The 24,731-nt window shown below is 70.8% G+C and carries 30 protein-coding genes and 1 riboswitch; of the genes, 24 read left to right on the plus strand and 6 right to left on the minus strand.

Annotated features, from left to right (window positions below):
* Positions 1-87 precede the first annotated feature (87 nt).
* Together IEX31_RS03460 and IEX31_RS03465 are read right to left on the minus strand one after the other, a co-directional pair.
* A complete protein-coding gene (locus tag IEX31_RS03460) occupies positions 88-1,149 on the minus strand; it encodes a BMP family lipoprotein (protein WP_188742038.1) in 1,062 nt (353 codons plus the stop codon).
* A 24-nt stretch (positions 1,150-1,173) separates the two neighbouring features.
* Complete coding sequence (locus IEX31_RS03465; RefSeq protein ID WP_188742039.1) at positions 1,174-2,298, minus strand: mannose-1-phosphate guanylyltransferase; 1,125 nt, start codon at positions 2,296-2,298, stop codon at positions 1,174-1,176.
* A 207-nt stretch (positions 2,299-2,505) separates the two neighbouring features.
* Between IEX31_RS03465 and sdhC the strand changes: the two genes are divergently transcribed.
* The 17 genes from sdhC (at position 2,506) to IEX31_RS03550 (ending at position 16,349) form a co-directional block, all read left to right on the plus strand.
* Positions 2,506-2,928, plus strand: coding sequence for a succinate dehydrogenase, cytochrome b556 subunit (sdhC, locus tag IEX31_RS03470; protein ID WP_188742040.1), 423 nt, complete (start codon positions 2,506-2,508; stop codon positions 2,926-2,928).
* 13 nt (positions 2,929-2,941) lie between these two features.
* Positions 2,942-3,388: a succinate dehydrogenase hydrophobic membrane anchor subunit gene (locus tag IEX31_RS03475; protein ID WP_188742041.1), complete on the plus strand. Its 447-nt coding sequence runs from the start codon at positions 2,942-2,944 to the stop codon at positions 3,386-3,388.
* A gap of 7 nt (positions 3,389-3,395) precedes the next feature.
* Positions 3,396-5,204, plus strand: a complete 1,809-nt coding sequence (sdhA, locus tag IEX31_RS03480) for a succinate dehydrogenase flavoprotein subunit (protein ID WP_188742042.1) — start codon at positions 3,396-3,398, stop codon at positions 5,202-5,204.
* A 1-nt stretch (position 5,205) separates the two neighbouring features.
* Complete coding sequence (locus IEX31_RS03485) at positions 5,206-5,973, plus strand: succinate dehydrogenase iron-sulfur subunit (protein ID WP_505579043.1); 768 nt, start codon at positions 5,206-5,208, stop codon at positions 5,971-5,973.
* Between the two features lie 64 nt (positions 5,974-6,037).
* Entirely contained in the window at positions 6,038-7,195 is a 1,158-nt protein-coding gene (locus tag IEX31_RS03490; protein WP_229662078.1) for a YihY/virulence factor BrkB family protein, read from the plus strand.
* A gap of 10 nt (positions 7,196-7,205) precedes the next feature.
* Positions 7,206-8,045 (plus strand): exodeoxyribonuclease III, encoded by an 840-nt coding sequence (locus IEX31_RS03495; RefSeq protein ID WP_188742043.1) that lies wholly within the window; start codon positions 7,206-7,208, stop codon positions 8,043-8,045.
* A 28-nt stretch (positions 8,046-8,073) separates the two neighbouring features.
* Positions 8,074-9,087, plus strand: a complete 1,014-nt coding sequence (gene trpS, locus IEX31_RS03500) for a tryptophan--tRNA ligase (protein WP_188742044.1) — start codon at positions 8,074-8,076, stop codon at positions 9,085-9,087.
* A gap of 1 nt (position 9,088) precedes the next feature.
* A complete protein-coding gene (locus tag IEX31_RS03505) occupies positions 9,089-9,685 on the plus strand; it encodes a GNAT family N-acetyltransferase (protein WP_188742045.1) in 597 nt (198 codons plus the stop codon).
* A gap of 143 nt (positions 9,686-9,828) precedes the next feature.
* Entirely contained in the window at positions 9,829-10,011 is a 183-nt protein-coding gene (locus tag IEX31_RS03510; protein ID WP_188742046.1) for a hypothetical protein, read from the plus strand.
* Positions 10,012-10,053: 42 nt separating this feature from the next.
* Entirely contained in the window at positions 10,054-11,211 is a 1,158-nt protein-coding gene (locus tag IEX31_RS03515) for a hypothetical protein (RefSeq protein WP_188742047.1), read from the plus strand.
* Between the two features lie 100 nt (positions 11,212-11,311).
* A riboswitch (FMN riboswitch) is annotated at positions 11,312-11,457 on the plus strand.
* Positions 11,458-11,530: 73 nt separating this feature from the next.
* Positions 11,531-12,634 (plus strand): bifunctional diaminohydroxyphosphoribosylaminopyrimidine deaminase/5-amino-6-(5-phosphoribosylamino)uracil reductase RibD, encoded by a 1,104-nt coding sequence (gene ribD, locus IEX31_RS03520; RefSeq protein ID WP_229662079.1) that lies wholly within the window; start codon positions 11,531-11,533, stop codon positions 12,632-12,634.
* Positions 12,635-12,637: 3 nt separating this feature from the next.
* Positions 12,638-13,303: a riboflavin synthase gene (locus IEX31_RS03525; RefSeq protein WP_188742048.1), complete on the plus strand. Its 666-nt coding sequence runs from the start codon at positions 12,638-12,640 to the stop codon at positions 13,301-13,303.
* Positions 13,300-14,601, plus strand: coding sequence for a GTP cyclohydrolase II (ribA, locus tag IEX31_RS03530; RefSeq protein WP_188742049.1), 1,302 nt, complete (start codon positions 13,300-13,302; stop codon positions 14,599-14,601). Before IEX31_RS03525 ends, ribA begins: the two co-directional genes overlap by 4 nt.
* Positions 14,598-15,068 carry a 6,7-dimethyl-8-ribityllumazine synthase gene (ribH, locus tag IEX31_RS03535; protein ID WP_188742050.1) on the plus strand — a complete coding sequence of 157 codons (471 nt, stop codon included), beginning with the start codon at positions 14,598-14,600 and terminating at the stop codon, positions 15,066-15,068. Before ribA ends, ribH begins: the two co-directional genes overlap by 4 nt.
* Before the next feature lie 87 nt (positions 15,069-15,155).
* Positions 15,156-15,512, plus strand: coding sequence for a hypothetical protein (locus IEX31_RS03540; protein WP_188742051.1), 357 nt, complete (start codon positions 15,156-15,158; stop codon positions 15,510-15,512).
* 16 nt (positions 15,513-15,528) lie between these two features.
* Positions 15,529-15,744, plus strand: coding sequence for a hypothetical protein (locus tag IEX31_RS03545; RefSeq protein WP_188742130.1), 216 nt, complete (start codon positions 15,529-15,531; stop codon positions 15,742-15,744).
* A 233-nt stretch (positions 15,745-15,977) separates the two neighbouring features.
* Positions 15,978-16,349 (plus strand): four-helix bundle copper-binding protein, encoded by a 372-nt coding sequence (locus IEX31_RS03550; protein WP_188742052.1) that lies wholly within the window; start codon positions 15,978-15,980, stop codon positions 16,347-16,349.
* 9 nt (positions 16,350-16,358) lie between these two features.
* Here the strand turns inward: IEX31_RS03550 and IEX31_RS03555 are convergent, their stop codons facing one another.
* Complete coding sequence (locus IEX31_RS03555) at positions 16,359-16,736, minus strand: hypothetical protein (protein ID WP_188742053.1); 378 nt, start codon at positions 16,734-16,736, stop codon at positions 16,359-16,361.
* An 89-nt stretch (positions 16,737-16,825) separates the two neighbouring features.
* On the opposite strand from IEX31_RS03555, the gene IEX31_RS03560 reads away from it, so the two are divergent.
* Entirely contained in the window at positions 16,826-17,149 is a 324-nt protein-coding gene (locus IEX31_RS03560) for an antibiotic biosynthesis monooxygenase (RefSeq protein WP_188742054.1), read from the plus strand.
* A 20-nt stretch (positions 17,150-17,169) separates the two neighbouring features.
* Here IEX31_RS03560 and IEX31_RS03565 read toward each other — a convergent pair whose 3' ends face one another.
* Genes IEX31_RS03565 through IEX31_RS03575 form a run of 3 tightly spaced genes read right to left on the minus strand, consistent with a single transcriptional unit; the run spans position 17,170 to position 19,771 of the window.
* On the minus strand, positions 17,170-18,000 hold the full coding sequence (locus IEX31_RS03565; protein WP_188742055.1) for an ABC transporter permease: 831 nt from the start codon (positions 17,998-18,000) through the stop codon (positions 17,170-17,172).
* Positions 17,997-18,848: an ABC transporter permease gene (locus IEX31_RS03570; protein ID WP_188742056.1), complete on the minus strand. Its 852-nt coding sequence runs from the start codon at positions 18,846-18,848 to the stop codon at positions 17,997-17,999. Before IEX31_RS03570 ends, IEX31_RS03565 begins: the two co-directional genes overlap by 4 nt.
* Positions 18,845-19,771, minus strand: a complete 927-nt coding sequence (locus tag IEX31_RS03575; RefSeq protein ID WP_188742057.1) for an ABC transporter ATP-binding protein — start codon at positions 19,769-19,771, stop codon at positions 18,845-18,847. Before IEX31_RS03575 ends, IEX31_RS03570 begins: the two co-directional genes overlap by 4 nt.
* 70 nt (positions 19,772-19,841) lie before the next feature.
* On the opposite strand from IEX31_RS03575, the gene IEX31_RS03580 reads away from it, so the two are divergent.
* The 6 genes from IEX31_RS03580 (at position 19,842) to IEX31_RS03605 (ending at position 24,724) form a co-directional block, all read left to right on the plus strand.
* Positions 19,842-20,762 (plus strand): pseudouridine-5'-phosphate glycosidase, encoded by a 921-nt coding sequence (locus IEX31_RS03580; protein ID WP_188742058.1) that lies wholly within the window; start codon positions 19,842-19,844, stop codon positions 20,760-20,762.
* The gene (locus tag IEX31_RS03585) at positions 20,746-21,657 is read left to right on the plus strand and encodes a carbohydrate kinase family protein (RefSeq protein ID WP_229662080.1); all 912 of its coding nucleotides are present in this window, start codon (positions 20,746-20,748) and stop codon (positions 21,655-21,657) included. The genes IEX31_RS03580 and IEX31_RS03585 overlap by 17 nt, the downstream gene beginning before the upstream one ends.
* Positions 21,658-21,734: 77 nt before the next feature.
* Positions 21,735-21,995 (plus strand): AbrB/MazE/SpoVT family DNA-binding domain-containing protein, encoded by a 261-nt coding sequence (locus tag IEX31_RS03590; RefSeq protein ID WP_229662081.1) that lies wholly within the window; start codon positions 21,735-21,737, stop codon positions 21,993-21,995.
* Positions 21,992-22,450, plus strand: a complete 459-nt coding sequence (locus IEX31_RS03595; protein ID WP_188742060.1) for a type II toxin-antitoxin system VapC family toxin — start codon at positions 21,992-21,994, stop codon at positions 22,448-22,450. The genes IEX31_RS03590 and IEX31_RS03595 overlap by 4 nt, the downstream gene beginning before the upstream one ends.
* A gap of 37 nt (positions 22,451-22,487) precedes the next feature.
* On the plus strand, positions 22,488-22,715 hold the full coding sequence (locus tag IEX31_RS03600) for a hypothetical protein (protein ID WP_188742061.1): 228 nt from the start codon (positions 22,488-22,490) through the stop codon (positions 22,713-22,715).
* A 125-nt stretch (positions 22,716-22,840) separates the two neighbouring features.
* A complete protein-coding gene (locus IEX31_RS03605) occupies positions 22,841-24,724 on the plus strand; it encodes an ABC transporter ATP-binding protein (RefSeq protein WP_188742062.1) in 1,884 nt (627 codons plus the stop codon).
* Positions 24,725-24,731: the final 7 nt, after the last annotated feature.

Below are 24,731 nucleotides of genomic sequence, written 5' to 3' on the forward strand. Positions count from 1 at the left end.
CATATGAGCAGGAATGCGGCCGCCCGCTGAGTCCTTCGAAGCGAGTCCCGCCGGAGCGCCTCCTTCGCCGAGCCCACTCGGCAACCCTCAGGGTGCGCTCGGCGAATCCACGACGAGGTCGCCGGAGATGATCCGTTCGCGCAGCTCGTCGATCTCGGCGTCGAGCTCGGCGCTCACGAGCGGCGCAAGGTCGTGGTACGGCGCGATCTCGACGCCGCCGTTCTCGAGCGTGCCGACGTAGGGCTCGCTCGAGAATGCGTCGTCGAGCACGGCGCCGACGATCTCGACCATGGCGTCCTGCGTGTTCTTCAGCACGCTCGTCAGCAGCACGGGCCGGAACTCCTCCGCGAGCGATTCGTAGCCGTCGCTGTCGACCCAGACGACCGAGACGCCGCCGCGTTCGACGGCGGCGGCGGTCGCTCCCTCGCCGACCTGGCCCGCCACGGGCAGGATCACGTCCGCGCCCTGGTCGATGAGGCTCTCGGAGAGCGCCTTGCCCTTGTTGATGTCCTCGAAGTCGCCCGTGAACGCGCCGTCCTGCGCGGCCTTGTCCCACCCGAGCACGCGCACCGCGGTGCCGTGCGCGCGGTTGAACTCCGCGACGCCGTCGACGAAGCCGTCCATGAAGAGGGTCACGGGCGGCTGGTTGCCCCCGCCGAAGGTCGCCACGACCCCGGTCTTCGAGACGCCCGCCGCGAGGTAACCGGCCAGGAACGACGCCTGTGCGGTGTCGAAGACGACGGGCTTGACGTTGTCGGCCTCGACGACCTCGTCGACGATGGCGAACGCGACCTCGGGGTTGGCCTCCGACTGCGTGAGCGTCGCGTCGGCGAGCTCCCAGCCGACCGTCACGATGAGCTCGCAGCCCGAGTCGACCGCCTGCTGCACGTTGGGGGCCAGGTCGGTCTCTCCCGTCGAGACGATCGCCTCGGCGTCGATGCCGTACTCGTCCTCGGCGTCCTGCAGACCCTCCCAGCTCGCCTGGTTGAACGAGCGGTCCTCGAGGCCCCCCGAGTTCGTGACCATCCGCACGCACGACTCGCTCGCGTCGTCGCTCCCGCCGGCTTCGGGCGCGGGCGCGCATCCTGCGAGGGCCACGGATGCCGCGACCAATGCCGCCCCGTACCCGAACCACCGACGCCCGACCATGTGCCGCCCCGTCCTCTCGCGTGCCTAGAGCACGTCGTTCGATCCGCCGAGCCGGAGGGCGTCGACGACCGCCTTGACCCGCTGGGCGTGCTCGCTCGTGGTCACGAGGAGCGCGTCGGGCGTGTCCACCACAACGATATCGTGCACGCCGATCAGGCTGATCACCCGATTCGACCGGCTCACCACGATGCCGCTCGAGGTGTCGGCGAGCACGCGGGCATGCTCGCCGAGGATCGCGAGCTCGCCGGACCTGCCCGCCGTGTTGAGCTTGGCGAGGGACGCGAAGTCGCCCACGTCGTCCCACTGGAAATGCCCGCGGATCACTGCGAGCCGGCCCGCGGCGGCGGCGGGCTCCGCGATCGAGTAGTCGATGGCGATCTTCTCGAGCTTGGGCCAGATCCGATCGACTGCCGGCCCGCGGGTCGCCGGGTCGTCCCATGCCGCAGCGAGTTCGACGAGGCCCGCATGCAGGTCGGGCTTCGTGCGCGCGAGCTCGTCGAGCAGGGTCGAGGCCCTCGCGATGAACATGCCCGCGTTCCAGAGGTGGCGGCCGCCCTCGAGGTAGCCCCTCGCCGCGTCGAGGTCGGGCTTCTCGACGAAGTTCGCCACCTTCTCGACGAGCTTCGCGCCCGGCACCGCGACCGGCCCGCCGCACTCGATGTAACCGAAGCCGACGGCGGGCTCGGTCGGCGTGATGCCGATGGTCACGATGTAGCCCGCGCGCGCCGCGGCGACCGCGTCGAGGACCGCCGAGCGGAACAACGCCTCGCCCGAGATCACGTGGTCGGCGGCGAACGAGCCGATCACGACGCCGGGCTCGCGCCGCTCGAGGATCGCAGCGGCGAGGCCGATGGCGGCGGTGGAGTCGCGCGGCTCGGACTCGAGCACGATGTTCGCGTCGGCGAGCGCGGGCAGCTGCATCTCGACGGCGGCGCGGTGCGCTCGCCCGGTCACCACCAAGATGCGCTGCTCGCCCGCGATGGGCACGAGGCGATCCCAGGTGTCCTTGAGGAGGGTCTGCCCGGACCCGGTGAGGTCGTGCAGGAACTTGGGTGCGTCGGCGCGGGAGAGCGGCCAGAGCCGGGAGCCGACGCCGCCGGCCGGGATGACGGCGTAGAAGCCGTCGAGCGGAAGGGGTACGTCAGACATGCGTTCGAGGATAGCGGCCCCGACCGGGCCCGGCGTCGGCGGGGTGCGCGCGGGTGGGGCATCCGTGTCGGGGATATCTCGACGTCGAGAGAACCGGACGCGCCGACGCAACGCGGTTCCCGGCGCGGGACTAGACTCTGAACCGGGCTTTCGGCCCGTCACGCCCGCCTGTCACGGGCCATCTCACACAGCCAGGGAGGGTTGTTCATGCCAGAGACCTCGGCAGGAACCCTGACCGCACCCGCCAAGCCGGCGAAGCAGAAGCCGGGCGGCACGCTGTATCGCGGCCGCGAGGGGATGTGGTCGTGGGTGCTCCATCGCATCACGGGTGTCGCGATCTTCTTCTTCCTCCTGGTGCACGTGCTGGACACGGCGCTCGTGCGGGTGAGCCCCGAGGCGTACAACGCGGTCATCGGCACCTACCAGACGCCCATCATGGGCCTCGGCGAGGTCGCGCTCGTCGGTGCGATCGTGTTCCATGCCTTCAACGGCCTGCGGATCATCCTCGTCGACTTCTGGGCCTGGGCGACGCGCCACCAGCGCGTGCTGTTCTACATCGTCATCGCCCTCTGGGTCGTCACGATGCTCGCGTTCGTGCCCCGTCACCTGATCAACGTCTTCAGCCACTGAGGAGGCCTGCGACATGACTGCCATCGAAGCGCCTCGCAGCCCGGTGCGCCCCGCTCGCAAGCGCGGCGTGAACTGGGAGAAGTGGGGCTGGATCTACATGCGCGCCTCCGGCGTCGTGCTCATCGTGCTGATCTTCGGCCACCTGTTCGTGAACCTCATGGTCGGCGAGGGCGTGAAGGCCATCGACTTCGGCTTCGTGGGCGGCAAGTGGGCGGACCCGTTCTGGCAGTGGTGGGACGTGCTGATGCTCTGGCTCGCCCTCATCCACGGCGCCAACGGCATGCGAACGCTCGTCAACGACTACACGAGCCCCGGCGCGGTGCAGAAGGTGCTGAAGGGTGCGCTCGCCGCCGCCGCGGTGGTGCTCATCGTGCTCGGCACCCTCGTGGTCTTCACGTTCGACCCGTGCCCCGCGGGCTCCCCCGCCGACCTGCTCCCCTCGTTCTGCCCCGCCGTCTAGGAGACCTGTGAATCCCGAGAGCGCCCACGTCGAGACGAAGATCGTCGACGGCGTCCACTACCACCAGTACGACATCGTCATCGTCGGCGCCGGCGGCGCCGGCATGCGCGCGGCGATCGAGGCCGGACCGGGCGCTCGGACCGCGGTGATCTCGAAGCTCTACCCGACCCGCTCCCACACGGGCGCGGCGCAGGGCGGCATGGCCGCGGCGCTCGCGAACGTCGAGGAGGACAGCTGGGAGTGGCACACCTTCGACACCATCAAGGGCGGCGACTACCTCGTCGACCAGGACGCCGCCGAGATCCTCGCGAAGGAGGCCATCGACGCGGTCATCGACCTCGAGAACATGGGCCTGCCCTTCAACCGCACGCCCGAGGGCAAGATCGACCAGCGCCGCTTCGGCGGCCACACGCGCGACCACGGCAAGGCGCCCGTCCGCCGCGCATGCTACGCAGCCGACCGCACCGGTCACATGATCCTGCAGACGCTCTTCCAGAACTGCGTGAAGCTCGGCATCGAGTTCTACAACGAGTACTACGCCCTCGACCTCGTGATGACCGACGTCGACGGCGTCGAGCAGCCGTCGGGCATCGTCGCCCACGACCTCGCCACGGGCGAGCTGCACGTCTTCCGGGCGAAGGCCATCATCTTCGCCACCGGCGGCTACGGCAAGATCTTCAAGACCACCTCGAACGCGCACACCCTCACGGGCGACGGCGTCGGCATCATCTGGCGCAAGGGCCTGCCGCTCGAGGACATGGAGTTCTTCCAGTTCCACCCGACCGGCCTCGCGGGCCTCGGCATCCTGCTCACCGAGGGCGCCCGCGGCGAGGGCGCGATCCTTCGCAATGCGAGCGGCGAGCGCTTCATGGAGCGATACGCGCCGACCATCAAGGACCTCGCCCCGCGCGACATCGTGAGCCGCTGCATGCAGCAGGAGGTCGCCGAGGGGCGCGGCGCCGGCCCCCACAAGGACTACGTGCTGCTCGACTGCACCCACCTCGGCGCCGAGGTGCTCGAGACGAAGCTGCCCGACATCACGGAGTTCGCGCGCACCTACCTCGGTGTCGATCCGGTGTACGAACCGGTGCCCGTCATGCCGACGGCGCACTACGCCATGGGCGGCATCCCCACGAACGTCGCCGCCGAGGTGCTCCGCGACAACACGGCCGTCGTGCCAGGGCTCTACGCCGCCGGCGAGTGCGCCTGCGTCTCGGTGCACGGCTCCAACCGCCTCGGCACCAACTCGCTGCTCGACATCAACGTGTTCGGCAAGCGCGCGGGCCGCAACGCGGTCGAGTACGCCAAGGGCGTCGAGTTCACGCCCCTGCCCGACGACCCGGCCGGCCCAGTACGGCGCATGCTCGACCAGCTCCGCGACTCGAACGGCACCGAGCGGATCGGCGCGATCCGCAAGGAGCTGCAGGAGGAGATGGACAAGAACGCCCAGGTGTTCCGCACCGACGAGTCCCTCGCCCACGTCACCGAGGTCATCGCGCGCCTTCGCGAGCGATACCGCAACGTCGCCGTCCAAGACAAGGGCAAGCGCTTCAACACCGACCTGCTCGAGGCCGTCGAGCTCGGATTCCTCCTCGACCTCGCCGAGGTCGTCGTGTTCTCGGCCCGCAACCGCAGGGAGAGCCGGGGCGGACACATGCGCGACGACTTCCCGAACCGCGACGACGAGCAGTACATGCAGCACACGATGGCCTACCTCTCGGGCGACCCGCAGTCCTCGCTCGCCGACGACCACATCCGGCTGGACTGGAAACCCGTGACCGTCACCCGCTACCAGCCGATGGAAAGGAAGTACTGACGTGTCCACCGCCATGCTCGAGACCCAGTCGACCGATACCGCGGATGCCGCGATCCAGGCGTTCACCGTCACCTTCCTGATCCGCCGGTTCGACCCCGACGTCGACGCCGAGCCGCGCTGGCAGGACTTCGACGTCGAGATGTACGCGACCGACCGCGTGCTCGACGCCCTGCACAAGATCAAGTGGGAGCAGGACGGCTCGCTGACGTTCCGGCGCTCGTGCGCGCACGGCATCTGCGGCTCCGACGCCATGCGCATCAACGGACGCAACCGCCTGGCCTGCAAGACGCTCATCAAGGACCTCGACATCTCGAAGCCCATCTACGTCGAGGCGATCAAGGGCCTGCCCCTCGAGAAGGACCTCGTCGTCGACATGGAGCCGTTCTTCGCGAGCTATCGCGAGGTGCAGCCGTTCCTCATCGCGAACTCGCAGCCGGAGGCCGGCAAGGAGCGCATCCAGTCGATCGCCAAGCGCGAGATCTTCGACGACACCACGAAGTGCATCCTGTGCGCCGCGTGCACTTCGTCGTGCCCCGTGTTCTGGACCGACGGCCAGTACTTCGGCCCCGCGGCCATCGTGAACGCGCACCGGTTCATCTTCGACTCGCGCGACGACGCGGCATCCGTACGGCTCGACATCCTGAACGACAAGGAGGGCGTGTGGCGCTGCCGCACGACCTTCAACTGCACCGACGCGTGCCCCCGTGGCATCGAGGTGACGAAGGCGATCGCCGAGGTCAAGCAGGCGATCATCCGCGGCAAGCCCTGACCCGTCGACGACTCGGCGCGCGCGAGGCCGCGGGCAGTGCCCGCGGCCTCGCTAGTCTGAAGGCGTGAGCGACCGCCATCGGATCCGTGACCGGCTCGAGGAGCCGATCGGCAGGGTCACCATGCTCACGAACAAGACGCTGGCGCTGTTCCCCGTGCGGGTGTGGCGTCACTTCCTCGCGCGCAACGGGTTCCTCCTCTCCGCGGGCATGAGCTATCAGGCCCTGTTCGCGATCTTCGCGGCCGTCTACGTGGTGTTCGCCGTCGCCGGCATCTGGCTCACCGGCAACGAGAAGACCCTCGAGGCGTTCGTCCTGCTCCTCAACACCTATGCGCCCGGCCTCATCGGCGAGAACGGCGTGATCTCGACCGACGAGCTCATCGCGATCACCTCCACGAGTACGAGCCTGTTCGGCTGGACGGGCGCGGTCGCGCTCGCCGGCTTGATCTGGACCGCGATCGCGTGGATCACGCTCTCCCGGATGGCGGTGCGCAGCATCTTCGGACTCCCGAAGGACACCCGAGCGTACCTTTACCTCAAGGCCCGCGACTTCCTCGCCGGACTCGCGTTCGGCACGATCCTCCTCGTCGCCACCGTGCTGTCCGTCGTGGCGACGTCGTTCTTCGGCTGGCTGCTCAGCCTGTTCGGCCTCGCGGGCGACCGGGGTTGGCAGGCCGGCCTCCTGCAGTCGGGCGCGGTCCTCGTCGTCTTCGTCATCGACACGCTCGCGCTCGCGGTGCTGTTCCGGTTCCTGTCGGGCGCGGCGATGCCCTGGCGCCGCATGTGGGTCGGCTCCCTGCTCGGATCCGCGGCGATCTCCGTGCTGCAGTTCCTCAGTGGATTCCTCGTGTCGGGGACGAGCAGCAATCCCCTGCTCGCCACCTTCGTGGTCTTCATCGCGCTGCTCCTCTGGTTCCGGCTCACGAGCATCGTGATGCTCGTGGCCGCGAGCTGGATCGCGGTGGAGGCGGCCGACAACCACGAGACGCTCCGGTACGTCACCGCCGAACAGCTCGTCGCCGAGCAACTGGCACAGGAGCAACGTGCACTGGTCACCGCCGCACGCGTGCGCGTCCGCGAGGCGCAACGGGAGCTCGCCGGAGCGAACTGGCTCGAGCGTTACCCGGCCCGCCGGCGCCTGGCGCGAGCCGAGGCCGAACTCGGCCGCGCCGAGGCATCCGCGGCCGAACGGACGGAAGGCGACGTCGGAGGCCTCCCGTAGGATCGAGGGCATGCCCCCCGCGAAACCCCTCCGTGTCGCCAGTGTCAACGTGAACGGAGTGCGCGCCGCATTCCGGCGGGGCATGGGCGAGTGGCTCGCCGGGCGCGACATCGACATCCTCGCCATGCAGGAGGTGCGTGCCACCACCGAAGACCTGCAGGCGCTCCTCGGCGAGGAGTGGGACATCCTGCACGACCCGGCCACGGCGAAGGGTCGTGCGGGCGTCGCGATCGCGAGCCGCAACCGCGCGAGCATCCATCGCGTCGAATTCGGCGCTGCCGACTTCGACACCGCGGGCCGGTGGCTCGAGGCCGACTACGAGGTCGGCGACCGCGTGGTGACGGTCGTGAGCGCCTACGTGCATTCGGGCGAGGCCGAGACGCCGAAGCAGGCGGAGAAGTACCGGTTCCTCGACGCGATGGAGGCACGGCTTCCCGAGCTCGCTGCGCACTCCGAGCTCGCCCTGGTGGTGGGCGACCTCAACGTCGGCCACCGCACCCTCGACATCCGCAACTGGAAGGGCAACGTGAAGCGCGCCGGCTTCCTGCCGGACGAGCGCGCCTACTTCGACCGCTTCCTCGGCGCCGAGGGCGATGAGCGCTACAACCGCGGCGGCGGCCTCGGGTGGATCGACGTCGGCCGCCGGTTCGCGGGCGAGGTCGACGGGCCGTACTCGTGGTGGTCGTGGCGGGGCAAGGCGTTCGACAACGACACCGGATGGCGCATCGACTACCAACTCGCGACGCCGGCGCTCGCCGACGCCGCCGACGCGTATGCGATCGACCGTGCCGCCACCTACGACACGCGATGGTCCGACCACGCCCCCGTGATCGTCGACTACGCCATCTGACTCCCCGCTGAAAAGGAATTCCCACCGAATGGACACCCCCAACCGCCCCGTCGTCTTCTCGGGCATGCAGCCCTCGAGCGACTCGCTGCACCTTGGCAACTACCTCGGCGCGCTCGTCAACTGGGTCGCCCTGCAGGACGAGGCCGATCCCATCTACTGCGTCGTCGACCTGCACGCCATCACGGTGCCGCAAGACCCGAAGGCCCTGCACGAGAGCACCAGGCGCACGGCCGCGCAGTACCTCGCCGCCGGGGTCGACGTCGAGCGGGCGACCCTCTTCGTGCAGTCCCACGTGCCCGCGCACACGGAACTCGCCTGGGTGCTCGGCTCGATCACCGGCTTCGGCGAGGCGAGCCGCATGACCCAGTTCAAGGACAAGTCGGCGAAGCAGGGCACCGAGGGCACCACGGTCGGCCTGTTCGCCTATCCCGTGCTCATGGCCGCCGACATCCTGCTCTACGGCACGCAGCTCGTGCCGGTCGGCGACGACCAGCGCCAGCACCTCGAGCTCACACGCGACCTCGCGCACCGCTTCAACACGCGGTTCGGCGACACGTTCATCGTGCCCGAGGCGCTCATCCCGAAGGAGTCGGCCCGCATCCACGACCTGCAGGAGCCCACCGCGAAGATGTCGAAGTCGGCGGCCTCCGAGGCCGGCCTCGTGAAACTCCTCGACGACCCCGCGGTCACCGCGAAGAAGTTCCGCAGCGCGGTCACCGACACGGGGCGCGAGGTGCGCTACGACCCGGCCGGGAAGCCGGGCGTCTCGAACCTCCTCGACATCCTCGCCGCCGTCACCGGGCGCACCATCCCCGAGCTCGAGACCGAGTACCAGGGCCGCGGCTACGGCGACTTCAAGACGGACGTGGCCGACGCCGTCGTCGAGCGGGTCGCGCCCATCCGCGCACGCACGCTCGAGCTCATGGATGACCCGGCCGAGCTCGATCGCCTGCTCGCGATCGGTGCCGCGCGGGCATCGGAGCGAGCCGAGCGGATGCTCCGCACGGTGTACGACCGCGTCGGCTTCGTCAGACGGGGCTGACGTGCGACCCGTCGGCATCCGCACGGCGCGACTCGTGCTCGACCTGCCCGTGCCGGCCGACGCCGACCTGGTGACCCGGTACTGCCAGGACCCGCTCTTCGAGCAGTACCTCACGACCCCGTGGCCGTACAGCCGGGCCGACGCCCATGCGTTCCTCGGCGAGCATGTGCCCGAGTCGTGGGCGAGCGGCAGGGAGCTCACCTGGGCGCTCCGTCGGGTCGAGGGGGGTCCGCTCCTCGGGGTGATCAGCGTGCGCGACCCGAAGCGCGAGCTCGGCTTCTGGATGGGCGCCGAGAACCGCGGTCTCGGCCTCATGAGCGAGGCCGCGACGGCGGTGGTCGAATGGACGCTCGGGGGCGGCATCCGTGGGGCCACGACGGTGTTCTGGCGCGCCGTCGAAGGGAACGTCGCCTCGGCGAGCGTCGCCAGGGCCGCGGGGTTCCGGCGGATCGAGCCTGCGGATGCCACGGTGCCCACGCGCGACGGCACGGGCACGCTGCCGGCCTGGCATGCGGTGCGGGAGGCATCCGTCGATCCGAGAGCCCGCGCGAGCTGGGACGCCGTGCTCGCGACCCGTCGCGCTGTTCGACCTCGATGACACCCTCATGGCACACCGCGAAGCGATCGCCGCGGGCATCGTGCTGCACATGCGCGCCCGCGCCTACCGCGGCGACGAGACCGACGCGACGGCACGACGGCGTCGTCCCGGCGCTCGACGCGCTCTCCGCCCGCCTCCCGGGCGTGCGTTTCGGCATCATCACCAACGGCGAGCTCGAGTACCAGTCGGCGAAGGTCGCCCGGCTGGCGCCCGGCCGGCCACGGGAACGGGCCGGAACGCACCCCCATGCGCCCGGCCCGTCGTTCCGCCGCGGGACCCGCCTCCGCGACGAGATCGTGATCCACCGGGTGGGCGCCGGCCGGTAGCGTGATTCCGCGGTCGCCCGAACGGCCGCTGGAGAGGATCCCATGCGCCCGTCCGACGCCTCCGTACCGCCCGCGGCCCGACGCCGCACGGGCAACATCCTCGCGGCCACGGCGCTCGCCGGAATGCTCGCGTTCGGCCTGGGCGCCCACCAGTTCGTCGCCACCACAGCCCATGCGGCCGCCTGGCCCGCGTGGACGGCCGCGGACGGGCGGTTCGACGAGGCGCGCGCCGCATACGAGGAGACGACCGACCGTGGCGACTCGGCCATCGCACGCGCCGAGTACCTGCTGGGCATCGCCACCGGCGACCTGGTCCGCCCGGAGGACCGGGAGGCCCTCGCGGAGCGCATCGAATCGGCCCGGGGCATCCTCGCCGAATCGCCGACCGGTCCGACGGGCATCGTGGAACTCGGCGACCCGGCAACACCTGCGCCCGCGTGGGAGCGGTACGCCGACCTGTGGCGCCTCGTCGACCTCGTCCCGTCACGCGACGCGGCCGCCGAGCGATTCGAGGCGGCGGCCGATCGGGTCGAAGTCGGCACCAGGACGATCGCCGAGGCATCCGATGCGCTGCTCTCGGGCACCGAGGAACTCGCGACCGCGGCCCTCGACGCCAGCCCCTCGGCGGCCTACCGCTACCGGCACGCGGCAGAGGAGGCCCTCGACGGGCTCCGCCATTCTCCGGGCATCTCCTCGGGCGACGCCGACCGGTTCACCGCGCTCGCCACCGCGCTCGCGGACGTCCGCGCGTCGCACGCCGCGGAGGAGGAGCGGCGGAGCGCATACCCCGTGCGAGCCGAGATCGAGGCGTTCGCGCGATCGATCGCGGCCGGCGTCGAACTCGAGTTCGCGTGGGCGTACGAGGTCGCCGGGCTTCCCAGCGACGGCTGGTATTCGGGCACCGCCGAGTTCAAGCCCGACGGCGTCGGCTGGGGACTCATCTCGCTGACCGAGAGCATCGAGTGGGAGTGGTACGCCGACGAGAACGCGAGGGCCGTCGTGGTGCACGAGGTCGGCCACACGCAGGTGCTCCGAGACGCGTGCTACGCCATCTTCGCGGCCGAGCCCTTCCACGGCGACCACGAGACGTGGGCGACGGCGTGGGCGATCGGCATGGGCCACGACCTGCCGGGAGCGGGCATCGAGGCATACGGGCGGCCGTCCGACGCGCAGATCGCCGCCGCGTCGGGGTGCCGCTGACCCGTTCGCGTCGCACCGCGGGCCCGGAAGTGCCCGAATGACGGGGCGCGATCCGGGGAATACCTCCGCGGTCGTCGCGTTGACATAGAATCGACACGACAAACGTGCTCCGGGGTCGGTGTGAGTCCGAACCGGCGGTAACAGTCCGCGAGCCGCGAGCGCGAGGCCGACAGGTCTCGGGCGAACGGTTGAACCGGTGGAACTCCGGTACCGACGGTGAAAGTCCGGATGGGAGGCGGCACGTGTCGACGGCGCAATGCGTCGACGACGTCATCGGTCTTTGCCGAGCATCCCCGGAGCCAGAGAGAACGGCACCAGGATGATCACGGGCGAGCACACCATGGCGGATGGCGCTGCCATGCGCCGCGCCCTCGAGCTCGCCACCCGCGGTCCGGCAAGCGGCGTCAACCCGCGCGTCGGCTGCGTCATCCTCTCTCCGCACGGCGACGTCCTCGCCGAGGGCTGGCATCGCGGCGCCGGCACCGCGCACGCCGAGGTCGACGCGCTGTCGAAGCTCGCCCCGGGCGCCGCGCAGGGCGCCACCGCCGTCGTGACGCTCGAGCCCTGCAACCACACCGGCCGCACGGGCCCGTGCGCGGTCGCCCTCATCGACGCCGGCATCGCGCGGGTCGTCTACGCCGTCGCCGACCCCGGCGACCACTCGGCCGGCGGAGCCGATCGGCTCCGATCGGCCGGGATCGAGGTCACCGCGGGCGTGCTCGCGGACGAGGCGGAGGCGTTCCTCGACGACTGGCTTTTCGCCGCCCGCCATCGCCGTCCCCGCGTGACGATGAAGTGGGCGGCGAGCCTCGACGGCCGCGCCGCGGCATCCGACGGGTCGAGCCGGTGGATCACCGGACAGCAAGCACGCGCCGACGCGCACCGCCGTCGCGCCGCAGCCGACGCGATCGCGGTCGGCACCGGCACCGTGCTCGCCGACGACCCGTCGCTCACGGCCCGTACGTCGGCCGGCGAACTCCTCGACGCGCAGCCCGTTCCCGTCGTCTTCGGCCGGCGCCCGATCCCGGCCGACGCCGCGGTCACCCGCCACCCGCACGCGCCGATCACCCTCCGGGGCGCCGACCTCACGGGCGACCTGCGGGAACTGCAGCGCCGGGGCATCCGCTCGCTCTTCGTCGAGGGCGGCCCCACGCTCGCGAGCGCGTTCCTCGCGGCGGGGCTCGTCGACGAGCTCCTCGTGTACGTGGCGCCGATGCTGCTCGGCGGTCCGCGCGTGGCCGTGGGCGACCTCGGCGTCGCCAGCATCGCCGAGGCCCGGCACTTCGACTTCGCCGCCTTCGAGCGGCTCGGCGACGACCTCCTCGTCGTCGCCCGCCCGATCGCGATCCGGCCTCCGGCCCGCTCGACCACCGACACCGACGACGCCGCGAGCTCGTCGACCAGCGTCAAGGAAGGGAACTGACACATGTTCACCGGAATCATCGAGGAGCTCGGCACGATCACGCGCGTCGAGCGGAGCGCCGATGCGGCGCGCCTCACCGTTCGCGGACCGAGGGCGGTGGAGGGCGTACGGCACGGCGACTCCATCTCCGTGTCGGGCGTGTGCCTCACCGTCGTGGACTCCGATGACGAGTCGTTCACGGCCGACGTGATGGCCCAGACGCTCGCGATGTCGACCCTCGACGACGCCCGCGAGGAACTCCCCGTGAACCTCGAGCGGGCCGCGCTCGTGGGCGACCGCCTCGGGGGGCACATCGTGCAGGGCCACATCGACGGCACCGCCGTCGTGCTCGAGGTCCGCCGCGGCGAGGCGTGGCGCGTCATCCGCTTCTCCCTCGACGAGGCGCACGCGCCGCTCGTCGTCGACAAGGGCTCGGTCGCGGTCGACGGCGTCTCGCTCACCGTGAGCGCGCTCGGCGACGAATCGCACGGCTCGTGGTTCGAGGTGTCGCTCATCCCCGAGACCCTCACCGCCACCACGCTCGGGAAGCTCGAGGTCGGCGACCGTGTGAACCTCGAGACCGACATCGTCGCCCGTCACGTCGAGCGGATGCTCCGACTCGACGTGCATCGCTCGCTGTCGTCGTCGCTCGCCGGACCGACCGCCGCCCCGACCGGGAGCCTCGCATGACCCTCGCCAGCATCCGCGACGTGCTCGACGCGCTGCGTGCGGGCAAGCCCGTGATCGTCGCCGACGACGAAGCACGCGAGAACGAGGGCGACGCCATCATGGCCGCGGAGTTCGCCACCCAGGAGTGGCTCGCCTGGATGATCCGCCACACCAGCGGGTACCTGTGCGCGCCGATGCCGAACGCGGTCGCCGACCGCCTCGAGCTGCCGCTCATGACCGAGCGCAACGAGGACATCCGGGGCACGGCGTACACGATCTCGGTCGACGCCGCCGAACGCGTGTCCACCGGCATCAGCGCCGCCGACCGCGCGCACACGCTGCGCGTGCTGGCCGACCCCGCCGCGACCCCCGAGATGCTCATCCGGCCGGGACACGTGCTGCCCCTCCGCGCCGTCGACGGCGGCGTGCGCCAGCGCGCGGGACACACCGAGGCGGCCGTCGACCTCATGCGACTCGCCGGGCTCGAACCCGTTGCCGTGATCGGCGAGATCGTGCAGGACGACGGCGAGATGATGCGCCTGCCCGGCCTCATCGAGCTCGGTGCGCGCGACGGCCTGCCGGTGACCACGGTCGCGGCGCTCATCGCCTGGATGAACGAGTGGCACGTCGGCCTCGACCTCGAGACCGGTGAGCGCCTCCAGGTGCCGGAGTCGTCGCGCGTCGCGTTCGAGGTCGAGACCTCCCTGCCCACCGAGCACGGCGTGTTCCGCGTGCGCGCCTACCGCGACCGCGGCACCGGGGCCGACCACGTCGCGATCGTCTCGGGCGACCCGTCACACGACCCCGAGGGCGCGATCGTGCGCGTGCACTCCGAGTGCCTGACGGGTGAGGCGTTCGGCTCGCTGAAGTGCGAGTGCGGCCCGCAGCTCGATGCCGCCCTCGAGGCGATAGAGGAGCGCGGCGGCGTCGTGGTGTACCTGCGCGGCCACGAGGGCCGGGGCATCGGCCTCATCAACAAGCTCCGCGCCTACCGCCTGCAGGAGGACGGCCTCGACACGCTCGACGCGAACCTCGCGCTCGGCCTTCCGATCGACGCCCGCGACTACGGCGCGGCGACGGCGATCCTCGCCGACCTCGGCATCGACCGGGTGCGCCTGCTCACGAACAACCCCGAGAAGGTCCGCCAGCTCGAGGCGCGGGGCATCCGCGTGACCGAGCGCCTGCCGCTCGTCGTCGGCGTGGGGGCGGGCAACGCGGCCTACCTCGACACGAAGCGACACCGCATGGGACACACGATCGACGACCAGCAGCTGACGGATGCCGCAACTGAGGCCCTTCTGGAAGGACACGCATCATGAGTGGGCAGGGATCCCCCGAACTCGACGTCGACGGCCGAGGCCTCAGGGTCGTGCTCGTGGCCGGCAGCTGGCACGAGGAGATCACGAACGGGCTCATCGCCGGTGCGACGCGCACGCTCGCGGCATCCGGCGCCGACTTCGACCTCGTGCGCGTGCCCGGCAGCTTCGAACTGCCCGTGGTCGCCAAGGCCGCGCTCGACCTCGGCGCCGACGCGGTGGTGGCCCTCGGGGTCATCATCCGCGGCGGTACCCCGCACTTCGAGTACATCTCGTCCGCCGCGACCGACGGCCTCACGCGCGTGGCGCTCGACACGGGCAAGCCCGTGGGCTTCGGCGTGCTCACCCTCGAGAACGAGCAGCAGGGCCTCGACCGGGCCGGGCTCCCCGGCTCGAAGGAGGACAAGGGCCGCGAGGCGGCGGAAGCCGTGATCACGACGGTGCGCGCCATCCGGGCCCTCGCGCGCTGAACTGCGGCATCCGACTTTCGGCTGGTTTCCGCCCGAACGGGCGTGCTCCGGTGGCGGCGGGCGTCGCCGGACTCCTAGGCTCGAGTCATGGACATCCTGCGCATCATCCTCGTCATCCTGCACTTCGTCGGCCTCTCCATGCTGCTCGGCGGGTTCCTCGTCCAGGTGAGGGCGATCGGGCAGGGCAAGGGCACCGTGGTGCGGGTCATGATCGACGGTGCGCTCACCCAGCTGATCACCGGCCTGCTGCTCGTGGCGACCATCGAGATGGGCGACCTCTACGACCTCGACAACTGGAAGATCGCGGTGAAGCTCCTGATCGCGGTCCTCATCACCGTGCTCGTCTTCGTCTACCGCAAGAAGGACCCCGCACCGAGCTGGGCGCTCTGGGCGATCGGCGGACTCACGCTCGCGAACGTCATCGTGGCGGTCGCCTGGCGCTGATCCCGCCGCTCACCGCATGACCCACGCCACTCGTCGTATCCGGTTCGACCGGTGGGGGCGCCGCAAGACGCTGATCTGGGTCACGCTCGGCATCATCGTGTTCGGCCTCATCTGGGTTCCGCTGCTCGGCGCGGGGGTCTGGGGCGTGATGCTCTGGGGCGTGATGCTCTGGGGCGTGATGCTCTGGCTCGTGGTGGGCCTCTCGCTCATGGGCCTCGACATCGACGCCTGAGGCGCGCAGGCGAACGGCGGGGCGGACGCCGCGGCTTCCACCCCCGCTTCGCACCCGCACCGGCCGTCGTGCAACCCCTGTCGGCGACCTGATGCCGCGCGTAGCATGGCTGCGATCAAGGGCCGCCGAGTCATCCGCCGGCACCGTCGGCGCTCGGTATCCCGGAACGCGAGCCGCAGATGAACATGACGATGGACATGATGAAGGACGCCATGTCGTCGTCGGAGATGCCGATGCAGGGCATGGATCCGGCGATGATGCAGGAGACCCTCGAGGCGTTGTCGGCGTGTATGCAGGCGTGCGCCATGTGCGCGGACGCCGACGCCGCCGAGGGCATGGGCCGCTGCGCCGGGATGTGCGCAGACTGCGCCGACGTGTGCAACACGATGATGCGCATGATGCTCCGCATGCACGGCTGGGACATGCAGGTGATGTCGTCGATGATGCAGACGACCATCATGATGGCCCGCGCCTGCTCGGCCGAGTGCAAGACGCACGCCGAGATGGCCGAGCACTGCCGCATGTGCGCGATGGCGTGCGATCAGGCGGTCATGGCGATGGAGAGGATGATGGGCTCGATGAGCGGGGCGATGCCCAGGGCGTGAGCCCGCCGCTCAGGCGTCGGCGACGCTGAAGCGCTGCCGGCCCCGGGCCAGCACACCGTAGAGGGCGTGGATGGCGACCGGCTCCCCCGGCGCCAACCCGCCCTCGAACGCGTCGTGATGCCAGACGCGACGCACGCCGAGCGCGGCGGCGGCGGCACCGCCGACGTCGCCGAGCTCGGCGAGCGTCGCAAACCCGTGCTCATCGACTTCGACCACGATCGCGTCGACCCACTTCGTCGCCGTGGCCACGGCGAGTCGCTCCTGCATCGCGTGCAGCCCGTGGCCCGGGCGGTCGCTGCGGCACGTGGCCGCCGACTCGCAGCTGCGCATGCCCATGACCGCGCCCGTGCGGGGCTCGGGGGCGGCGTGCGGCTCGCGATGCGACATGACGGCTCCTCGGGGTTCGATCCCGTCACGATACGCCGAGCGATCGGGGATGTCGCGCGGGGTCGTCACACGCGGAAACACTCGCTAGCGTGAACCGCATGTTCATCGAGATGTCGATCCACGTGCCGAATCCGGGCTTCGAGCGGGAGCTGCTCGACTCGATGAACCGCGTGCGCCTCGCGGCGCTCGGCACGCCGGGGCTGGTGCAGATCGGCCCATGGCGGGAAGACGGCGGCGGCCGCATCGTGGGGATCGCCATGTGGGAGTCCCGTGCGCACTGGGAGAAGGCCCACGCGAGCCTGGCCGCGGCCGCGGAGGCCGACGACCCCGACGGCCGTCGGCACGCGCGACCGCCCGAGCGGATCCTGCTCGAGGACGCGTGGGTGCTGCCGCCCGACGACATGGTCGACTGACGCAGCGTGACGCGAGGTCGTCAGTCCAGGAAGAGCACCCGCAGGCGTCTCGTGGTGAACACCAGCCCGATGGCGATCATCACCGCGTAGTAGAGCACGTGCCAGAGCATGCCCCAGCCCACGTCGCCGGTCGTGAGCCCGCGCACGAGCTCGACGCCGTGCCAGAGCGGGAGCGCCTGGATCACCTGCTGCAACCACACCGGATAGACCGTGAGCGGGTAGAACGTGGCCGAGAACAGGAACATCGGCAGCATCACGAAGTTGATCCAGTCCATCTGCTGGAACGTCTTCATGTAGCTCGTGATCGCCATGCCGAGGCTCGCGAAGCCGAACGCGATGAGGAGCACGGCCGGGAGCGCGAGGAGCGCCCACCACGAGAGGTTGAGGCCGAGCACCTGCATGACGAGCTGGAACCCGACGGCGTACAGCGCACCGCGCAGAAGGGCGAGGAGGATCTCGCCGAGTGCCACGTCGAGCGGTCCGAGCGAAGTCGACAGCATGCCCTCGTAGAGCTTCGCGAACTGCATCTTGAAGAACACGTTCCACGTGGAGTCGTAGATCGCGCCGTTCATCGCGGCGACGGCGAGCAGTGCGGGAGCGATGAACGCCGCGTACTCCACCTCGCGCCCGCTCGCGGTGATGACCGTGCCGACGAGCGTGCCGAGTCCGATGCCCATGGCGAGCAGGTAGAAGATCGGCTCGAAGAACCCGCTCAGCATCACGAGCCAGTTGGTGCTGCGGGTCGCCCGCCAGCCGCGTGACATCACGGCTCGCGCGTTGCCGGCATAGAGCGAGCGAACCGGGCGGGGCCGGGCGCCCGGCCGCACGCGGTCGCCTTCCGTCACGCTCATCGGCCGAGCCTCCGCACCGCGATGCGCCGGGCCCACACCCAGCCGGCCGCGGCGAGCACGAGGAGGTAGGCAACGTGCATGACCGTGAGCCAGATGGGCTCGGCGTAGCCGTAGGAGAACACCCGCGCGAGCTCCGTGCTGTGCCAGAGCGGCGAGACCCAGCCGATCCACTGCAGCCACACCGGGAACACCGACAGCGGGAAGAACGTGCCCGAGAACAGGGTCATCGGCAGCACGACGAAGCGCATCACCATGGCGAGCTGGCCGGTGTCCTCCTCGAGCGTCGAGGAGTACGCCATGAGCGCGGTGCCGAAGGCGAGGCCGCCGAGGAGCCCGGCGACCACCATGAGCACCGCGACGGCCGACGGCGCCGCGCCGAAGAGCACGATGAGCGCGAAGAAGAGCACGAGGTTCACGAGCATCCGGATCGTGACCGAGATGACGATGCCGTCGACGATCTGGGTCGGGCGCAGCGGCGACGCGCTCATGCCCGTGAAGGTCGGGTTCCACTTGTAGCCGAGCATGATCGGGTACGTGAACTCCTCGCTGGCGACCGTGATCGCCGCGCTCGCGAGCAGCGCGGGCGCCACGAAGACGAGGTAGCTCACGCCGCCCAACGCCTGGTCGCCGGCGTTCGCGTCGACGATCGTCGCGAGCCCGAGGCCGAGGGCGTAGAGGTAGACGAGCGGGTTGCCGATGCCGGCGACGACGACGGTGCCGGTGTAGCTCTTCATCACCCGGAAGCGGTGCAGCGCGACGTACCAGGCACCCCAACGACGAGGCCGGCGCCCGGCGGCGATCGCCCGCGCGGTGTCGCTGCGCATTTCGGTGGACAGTGCCTCGGTCATTCGATGAGGCTCCGTCCGGTGAGGCGGAGGAACACGTCTTCGAGGCTCGAGCGCCGCACGAGGCTCGTGATCGGATGGAGCCCCGCCTCGGTGATCCGCACGAGCTCGGCCTCGCCGTCGCGGCTGTACACGAGGATGCGGTCGGGCAGCACCTCCATGCGGTCGCCGATGCCCTCGAGGCGCTTGGCGACCTCGCTGTTGCGGTCGCTGCCGAACCGCACCTCGAGCACCTCGCGCGAGGAGTAACGCCGAATGAGCTCGGCCGGCGTGCCCTCGGCCATGATCGTGCCCGTGTCGACCACGACGAGCCGGTCGCACAGCTGTTCCGCCTCGTCCATGTAGTGGGTGGTCAGCAGGAGCGTGGTGCCCTGCTCCTTGAGCCGGAAGAGACGGTCCCAGAGGATGTGCCGCGCCTGCGGGTCGAGGCCCGTGGTCGGCTCGTCGAGCAGCAGCACGCGGGGGTCGTTGATGAGCGCGCGCGCGATCGTGAGCCGTCGCTTCATGCCGCCCGACAGTGAGTCGACCTTCGCCTTGCCCTTGTCTTCGAGCTGGGCGAACGCGAGCAGTTCGTCGGCGCGCTTCGCGACGAGCCGACCCGGGAGGCCGAAGTACCGTCCGTAGACGAGGAGGTTCTCGCGCACCCGGAGCTCGGTGTCGAGGTTGTCGGACTGCGGCACGACGCCGAGCTGGGAGCGGATCTCGGGTCCGTACGCATCGGGGTCGAGGCCGAGGATCGACAGCTCGCCGGCCGTGCGCGTGGAGACCGCGCCGACCATGCGCATGGTCGTGGACTTGCCGGCACCGTTCGGCCCGAGCAGGCCGAACGACTCTCCGGGCGCGACCTCGAACGAGATGCCGTCGACCGCCGCGAACCCCCCGTAGCGCTTCACGAGGTTCCTGGCGACGATGACTGGCTCCGACACAAGGCTCCACGATAGACCCGGCCGCCGACATCCGCTCCGCCGAGCATCGTCGCCCTCGTACGATGGCGGGATGCAGTCACCGTCCGCCGCCGCCGTCCGCCTGGGCGATGAGGTCGCCGCCGCCATCGCGGACGGCCGGCCCGTACTCGCCCTCGAGTCGACCATCCTGACCCACGGCCTGCCCCGCCCGCGGAACCTCGAGGTCGGCCTCGAGTCCGAGGAGCTCGTGCGTCAGGCAGGCGTCGTGCCCGCCACCATCGGCGTCATCGACGGCGTCGCCACGGTTGGGCTCGGCACCGCCGAGATCGAGCGGCTGTGCACGACCGACGCCGTGGTCAAGGTGAGCGTGCGCGACCTGCCGATCGCCCGGGCCAAGTGCCTCGACGGCGGCACGACCGTCGCGGCCACGGCGTGGCTCGCGCATCGCGCCGGCATCAGGGTCATGTCGACGGGCGGCCTCGGCGGCGTGCACCGCGGGGCGAGCGAGACGTTCGACGAGTCGGCCGACCTCACGACGCTCGCGACGACCCCGATCACGCTCGTGAGCGCGGGCGTGAAGTCGATCCTCGACATCGGGGCCACACTCGAACGACTCGAGACCCTGAACATCCCGGTCGTCGGCTACCGCACGAACCGCTACCCCGGTTTCTACGTGGCCGATTCCGGCTTCGCGCTCGACTACCGCATCGAGAGCCCGGCGGATGCCGCGGCGCTGGCGCGTGCCCGCGACGAGCTCGGGTCGGCGGCCGCCGTGCTCGTGGCGAACCCCGTGGACGAGGCGAAGCAGCTCGACCCCGCCTTCCACGACTCCGTGCTCGCGGAGGCCCTGGCCGCGGCATCCGACGCCGGAATCTCTGGGCACGAGACGACGCCGTTCCTGCTGGACCAGGTCCAGCGGGCGACGGGTGGCCGGAGCCTCGAGGTGAACCTCGAGGTGTACCGCGGCAATGTCGCACTCGGCGCGGAGATCGCGCGTGCCGTCGCCGGCTGAGCCGGGCCGGGGCGCCGGCGCGGCGCCCTCGGGCGTCCTCGCCGTCGTCGGCGACCTCGTCGAGGACATCGTCGTCTGGGCGGGCGAGCCCGTGCGCACCGCGACCGACACGGCCGCGCAGGTCTTCCGGACGCGCGGCGGCAGCGCCGCGAACGTGGCGGCGCTCGCGGCTGCCCACCTGCCCACCCGCTTCATCGGACGGATCGGGGCGGACGCCGCGGGCGAGGCGCTCGTCGCCGACCTCGCGTCGCGCGGCGTCGACGTACGGGTGCAGCGCGCCGGAAGCACTGGCGCCGTGGTGCTCCTCGTGGCCACCGACGGCGAGGGCACGATGTTCCCCGACCGCGGCGCGTCCGCAGAGCTCAGCGAGGTGGATGCCGCGTGGCTCGACGGCCTGGCCTGGCTGCACGCGCCCGCCTACGGGTTCGAGCGGGAGCCGATGCGCGGCGAACTCCTCCGGCTCGCGGCGCTCGCCCGCGGCGCGGGAGCGCAGACCTCGCTCGACGCCTCGTCGACGGGCCTCATCGCGGGCCTCGGCGTCGAGGCCGCGCACGAGCTCCTCCGCGCGTTCGCTCCCGACGTGCTCTTCGCGAACGAGGACGAGGCCGCGCTCCTCGGTCTGGCGGGCGGCGGCGCGCTCGCGGCATCCGTTGCCCGAACGGTCGTCGTGAAGCACGGCCCGCTGCCGACCGACGTGATCACGGGCGGCGAGCTCGTCGCCCGCGTCGACGTGCCGCCGGTCTCGGGGATCCGCGACCTCACGGGTGCGGGGGACGCGTTCGCCGCCGGGTTCCTCGCGGCCACGCTCGGTGGGGCGGATGTCGCGGCAGCATGTGCCACCGGGCACGCGAGCGCGGCATCCGTGCTCATGAGCCCGGGAGCCCCGCCCCGATAGCGCGCGACCGCCGCCCAACGACCCTTTCCTTACGTATCGTTTATCGGTAATCTGAATTCGAGGATGAAAGGATTCGAATGCCCGTCGCGACGATGACCAGCAAAGGCCAGATCACCGTGCCCAAGGAAGTGCGGGACGACCTCCACCTCACCGCAGGCTCGAAGGTCATGTTCGTCAAGCTCCGGAACGGGCAGTACCGCATCGTCCCACGAACGGGAACCGTCGAGGACTTCATCGGTCTCCTGCATGATCCCCGGCGCGAGCCGATGACGATCAACGAGATCAACGACGCCATCGCGGAGGGCGGCGCCGAGAGCGGGCTGCGAGGCATGGCGTGATCGGGATCGGCACACCACTGGTCGGGATCGACACGAACGTGATCCTGCGTGCCGTCCTCGACGACGACCCCGTCCAGTCGCCGGAAGCCAAGCGCTTGTTCCGAGACCTGACCAGCGAGACGCCCGGCTTCATCACCCAGGTCTCACTCGTCGAGACCTACTGGGTGCTCGCGCGATCGATCCGGATGCCGCGTGCAGCATGCCTCACGGTCATCCGCGCGCTCGTCGAGACCGAGGTGCTCGAGTTCGACGACGGCGAGAGCGTGGTGCGCGCGCTCACCCTCGCCGAGGACGGCGCCGACTTCGCGAACGCGCTCATCGAGGGCACGATGGAACTCTTCGGCGTCACCGAGACGGTGACGTTCGACCGCTCGGCCGCCGATCGCCTCGGCTGGCGGATGCTCGGCGGCCGGATGCCCGCTCAGACCTCGGGCGAGCCCCAGTCGTCAACTTGAGTTGACACATGATCGGTGGTCAACTACGGTTGACGCAATGGACGACCGCACTCTCCGCACCGCGATCGCTGCGGCCGACGGCGATGATCCGTATCGGGCGCTGCGCGACCTGCACCACGCGCGCCTCGAGCTCACCCGCGACCTCGACCGGGCCGAGGCGATCGCAGTCCGGCGCGCGCGGGCGGCCGGCGCCAGCTGGCAACTCATCGCGCTCGCGCTCGAGGTGTCGAAGCAGGCGGTGCACAAGAAGTACGGACGCGGCTGAGCCACACCTCCGACGCAGCCGAGGCACGTATGCTGCAAGGCGGCGACGGCGCGGCATCGAGCGGATGCGGCATCCCTTCGACGGGCTCAGGACGGCGCCGCTCACCGCGCGGACAGGAAGAGACCATGAGCGAGAGCACCACCCGTGGGCGACGCAGCCCGTTCGCCCGACGCGACAGGACCCCGGGCCCCCGCGCGACGTTCGCGCAGTTGCTGCCCTTCATCTTCGAGCACCGACCGGTGCTCATCTGGGTCGCCGTGCTCTCGGTCGTCGGGGCGCTCGCGAGCCTCGCCCAGCCGCTGCTCGTGAGCCAGGTCATCTCGATCGTCGAGGCCGGCGAGCCGCTCGGCTGGATCGTGTGGGGGCTCATCGCCCTCGTCGTCGTGAGCGGCGTCATCTCGGGCTACCAGCACTACCTGCTGCAGCGCACGGGCGAGGGCGTCGTGCTGTCGAGCCGCAGGCGTCTCGTGGCGAAGCTCCTGCGCCTGCCGATCGCCGAGTTCGACACGCGCCGCACGGGCGACCTCGTCTCGCGTGTCGGCAGCGACACGACCATGCTGCGCGCCGTGCTCACGCAGGGGCTCGTCGAGGCGATCGGCGGCACGGTCACGTTCGTCGGCGCCCTCATCGCGATGCTCATCATCGATCCGGTGCTGCTCGGCCTCACGGTGCTCGTCGTGGCGATCGCCATCACGACCGTGACCCTCCTCTCCCGCCGGGTGCGCGAGGCGTCGCACCGGGCGCAGGAGAAGATCGGCGACGTCGCGGCGGCCGTCGAGCGCGCGATCAGCTCGGTGCGCACGATCCGGGCCGCGGGCGCCACCGAGCGCGAGATCCGCGCGGTCGAGCGCGATGCCGAGGGCGCCTGGGAGATGGGTGTCAGGGTCGCGAAGATCTCGGCCCTCATCGTGCCCATCGCGGGCATCGCGATGCAGGTGTCGTTCCTGGTCGTGCTCGGCGTCGGCGGGTTCCGCGTCGCGAGCGGCGCCATCACGGTGGCGAACCTCGTCGCGTTCATCCTGTTCCTGTTCATGATGATCCTGCCGCTCGGCCAGGCGTTCGGCGCGATCACGTCGGTGAACCAGGCGCTCGGCGCGCTCGGCCGCATCCAGGAGATCCTCGACCTGCCCGACGAGGACGCGCACGACCGCGAGCTCGCCCCGCTCGCCCTCGTGGTCGGCGAGGCCAACGCGGGCGTGCCTCCGGATGCCCCTGCCATCGAGTTCGACGACGTGCACTTCGCCTACGCGGCGACCCGACAGGACCCCGCCGACCCCGCGAACGACTCCCCCGACGAGCACCTTCCCGAGCCGAACGTCACCGAGCGCCAGCCCGTGCTGCGCGGCATCTCGTTCCAGGTGCCCTGGGGGCAGCGCATCGCGTTGGTCGGCCCGTCGGGCGCCGGCAAGTCCACGATCCTCGCCCTCATCGAGCGGTTCTACGACCCTTCGGTCGGCGCGGTGCGCATGGGCGGCCTCGACCTGCGCTCGCTCGACCGCGCCGAGCTCAGGGCCCAGATCGGCTACGTCGAGCAGGACGCCCCCGTGCTCGCCGGATCGTTGCGCGACAACCTCAAGCTCGGCAGCCCCGACGCCACCGACGCCCAGTGCGAGCACGTGCTGCGCGCCGTGAACCTCGGCAGCGTGCTCGACCGCGACCCGGCGGGCCTCGACGCGGCCGTCGGACAGGACGGCATCATGCTCTCGGGCGGCGAGCGTCAGCGCCTCGCCATCGCCCGCGCGCTCCTCGCCGCACCGCCGATCCTCCTCCTCGACGAGTCGACGTCGTCGCTCGACGGCATGAACGAGCGCATGATGCGCGAGGCCATCGACGCCGTGTCCGAGGGGCGCACGCTCATCGTCATCGCGCACCGCCTCTCCACGGTCGTCGACTCCGACCGGATCTTCGTCGTCGACGACGGCCGGGTCATCGGCGACGGCACGCACGGCGAGCTCGTCGCATCCGTGCCGCTGTACCGCGACCTCGCGGCGCATCAACTGCTGGTCTGAGGCGCCT

The organism is Agromyces bauzanensis (assembly GCF_014645655.1).
In the GTDB taxonomy this organism is placed as follows: domain Bacteria; phylum Actinomycetota; class Actinomycetes; order Actinomycetales; family Microbacteriaceae; genus Agromyces; species Agromyces bauzanensis.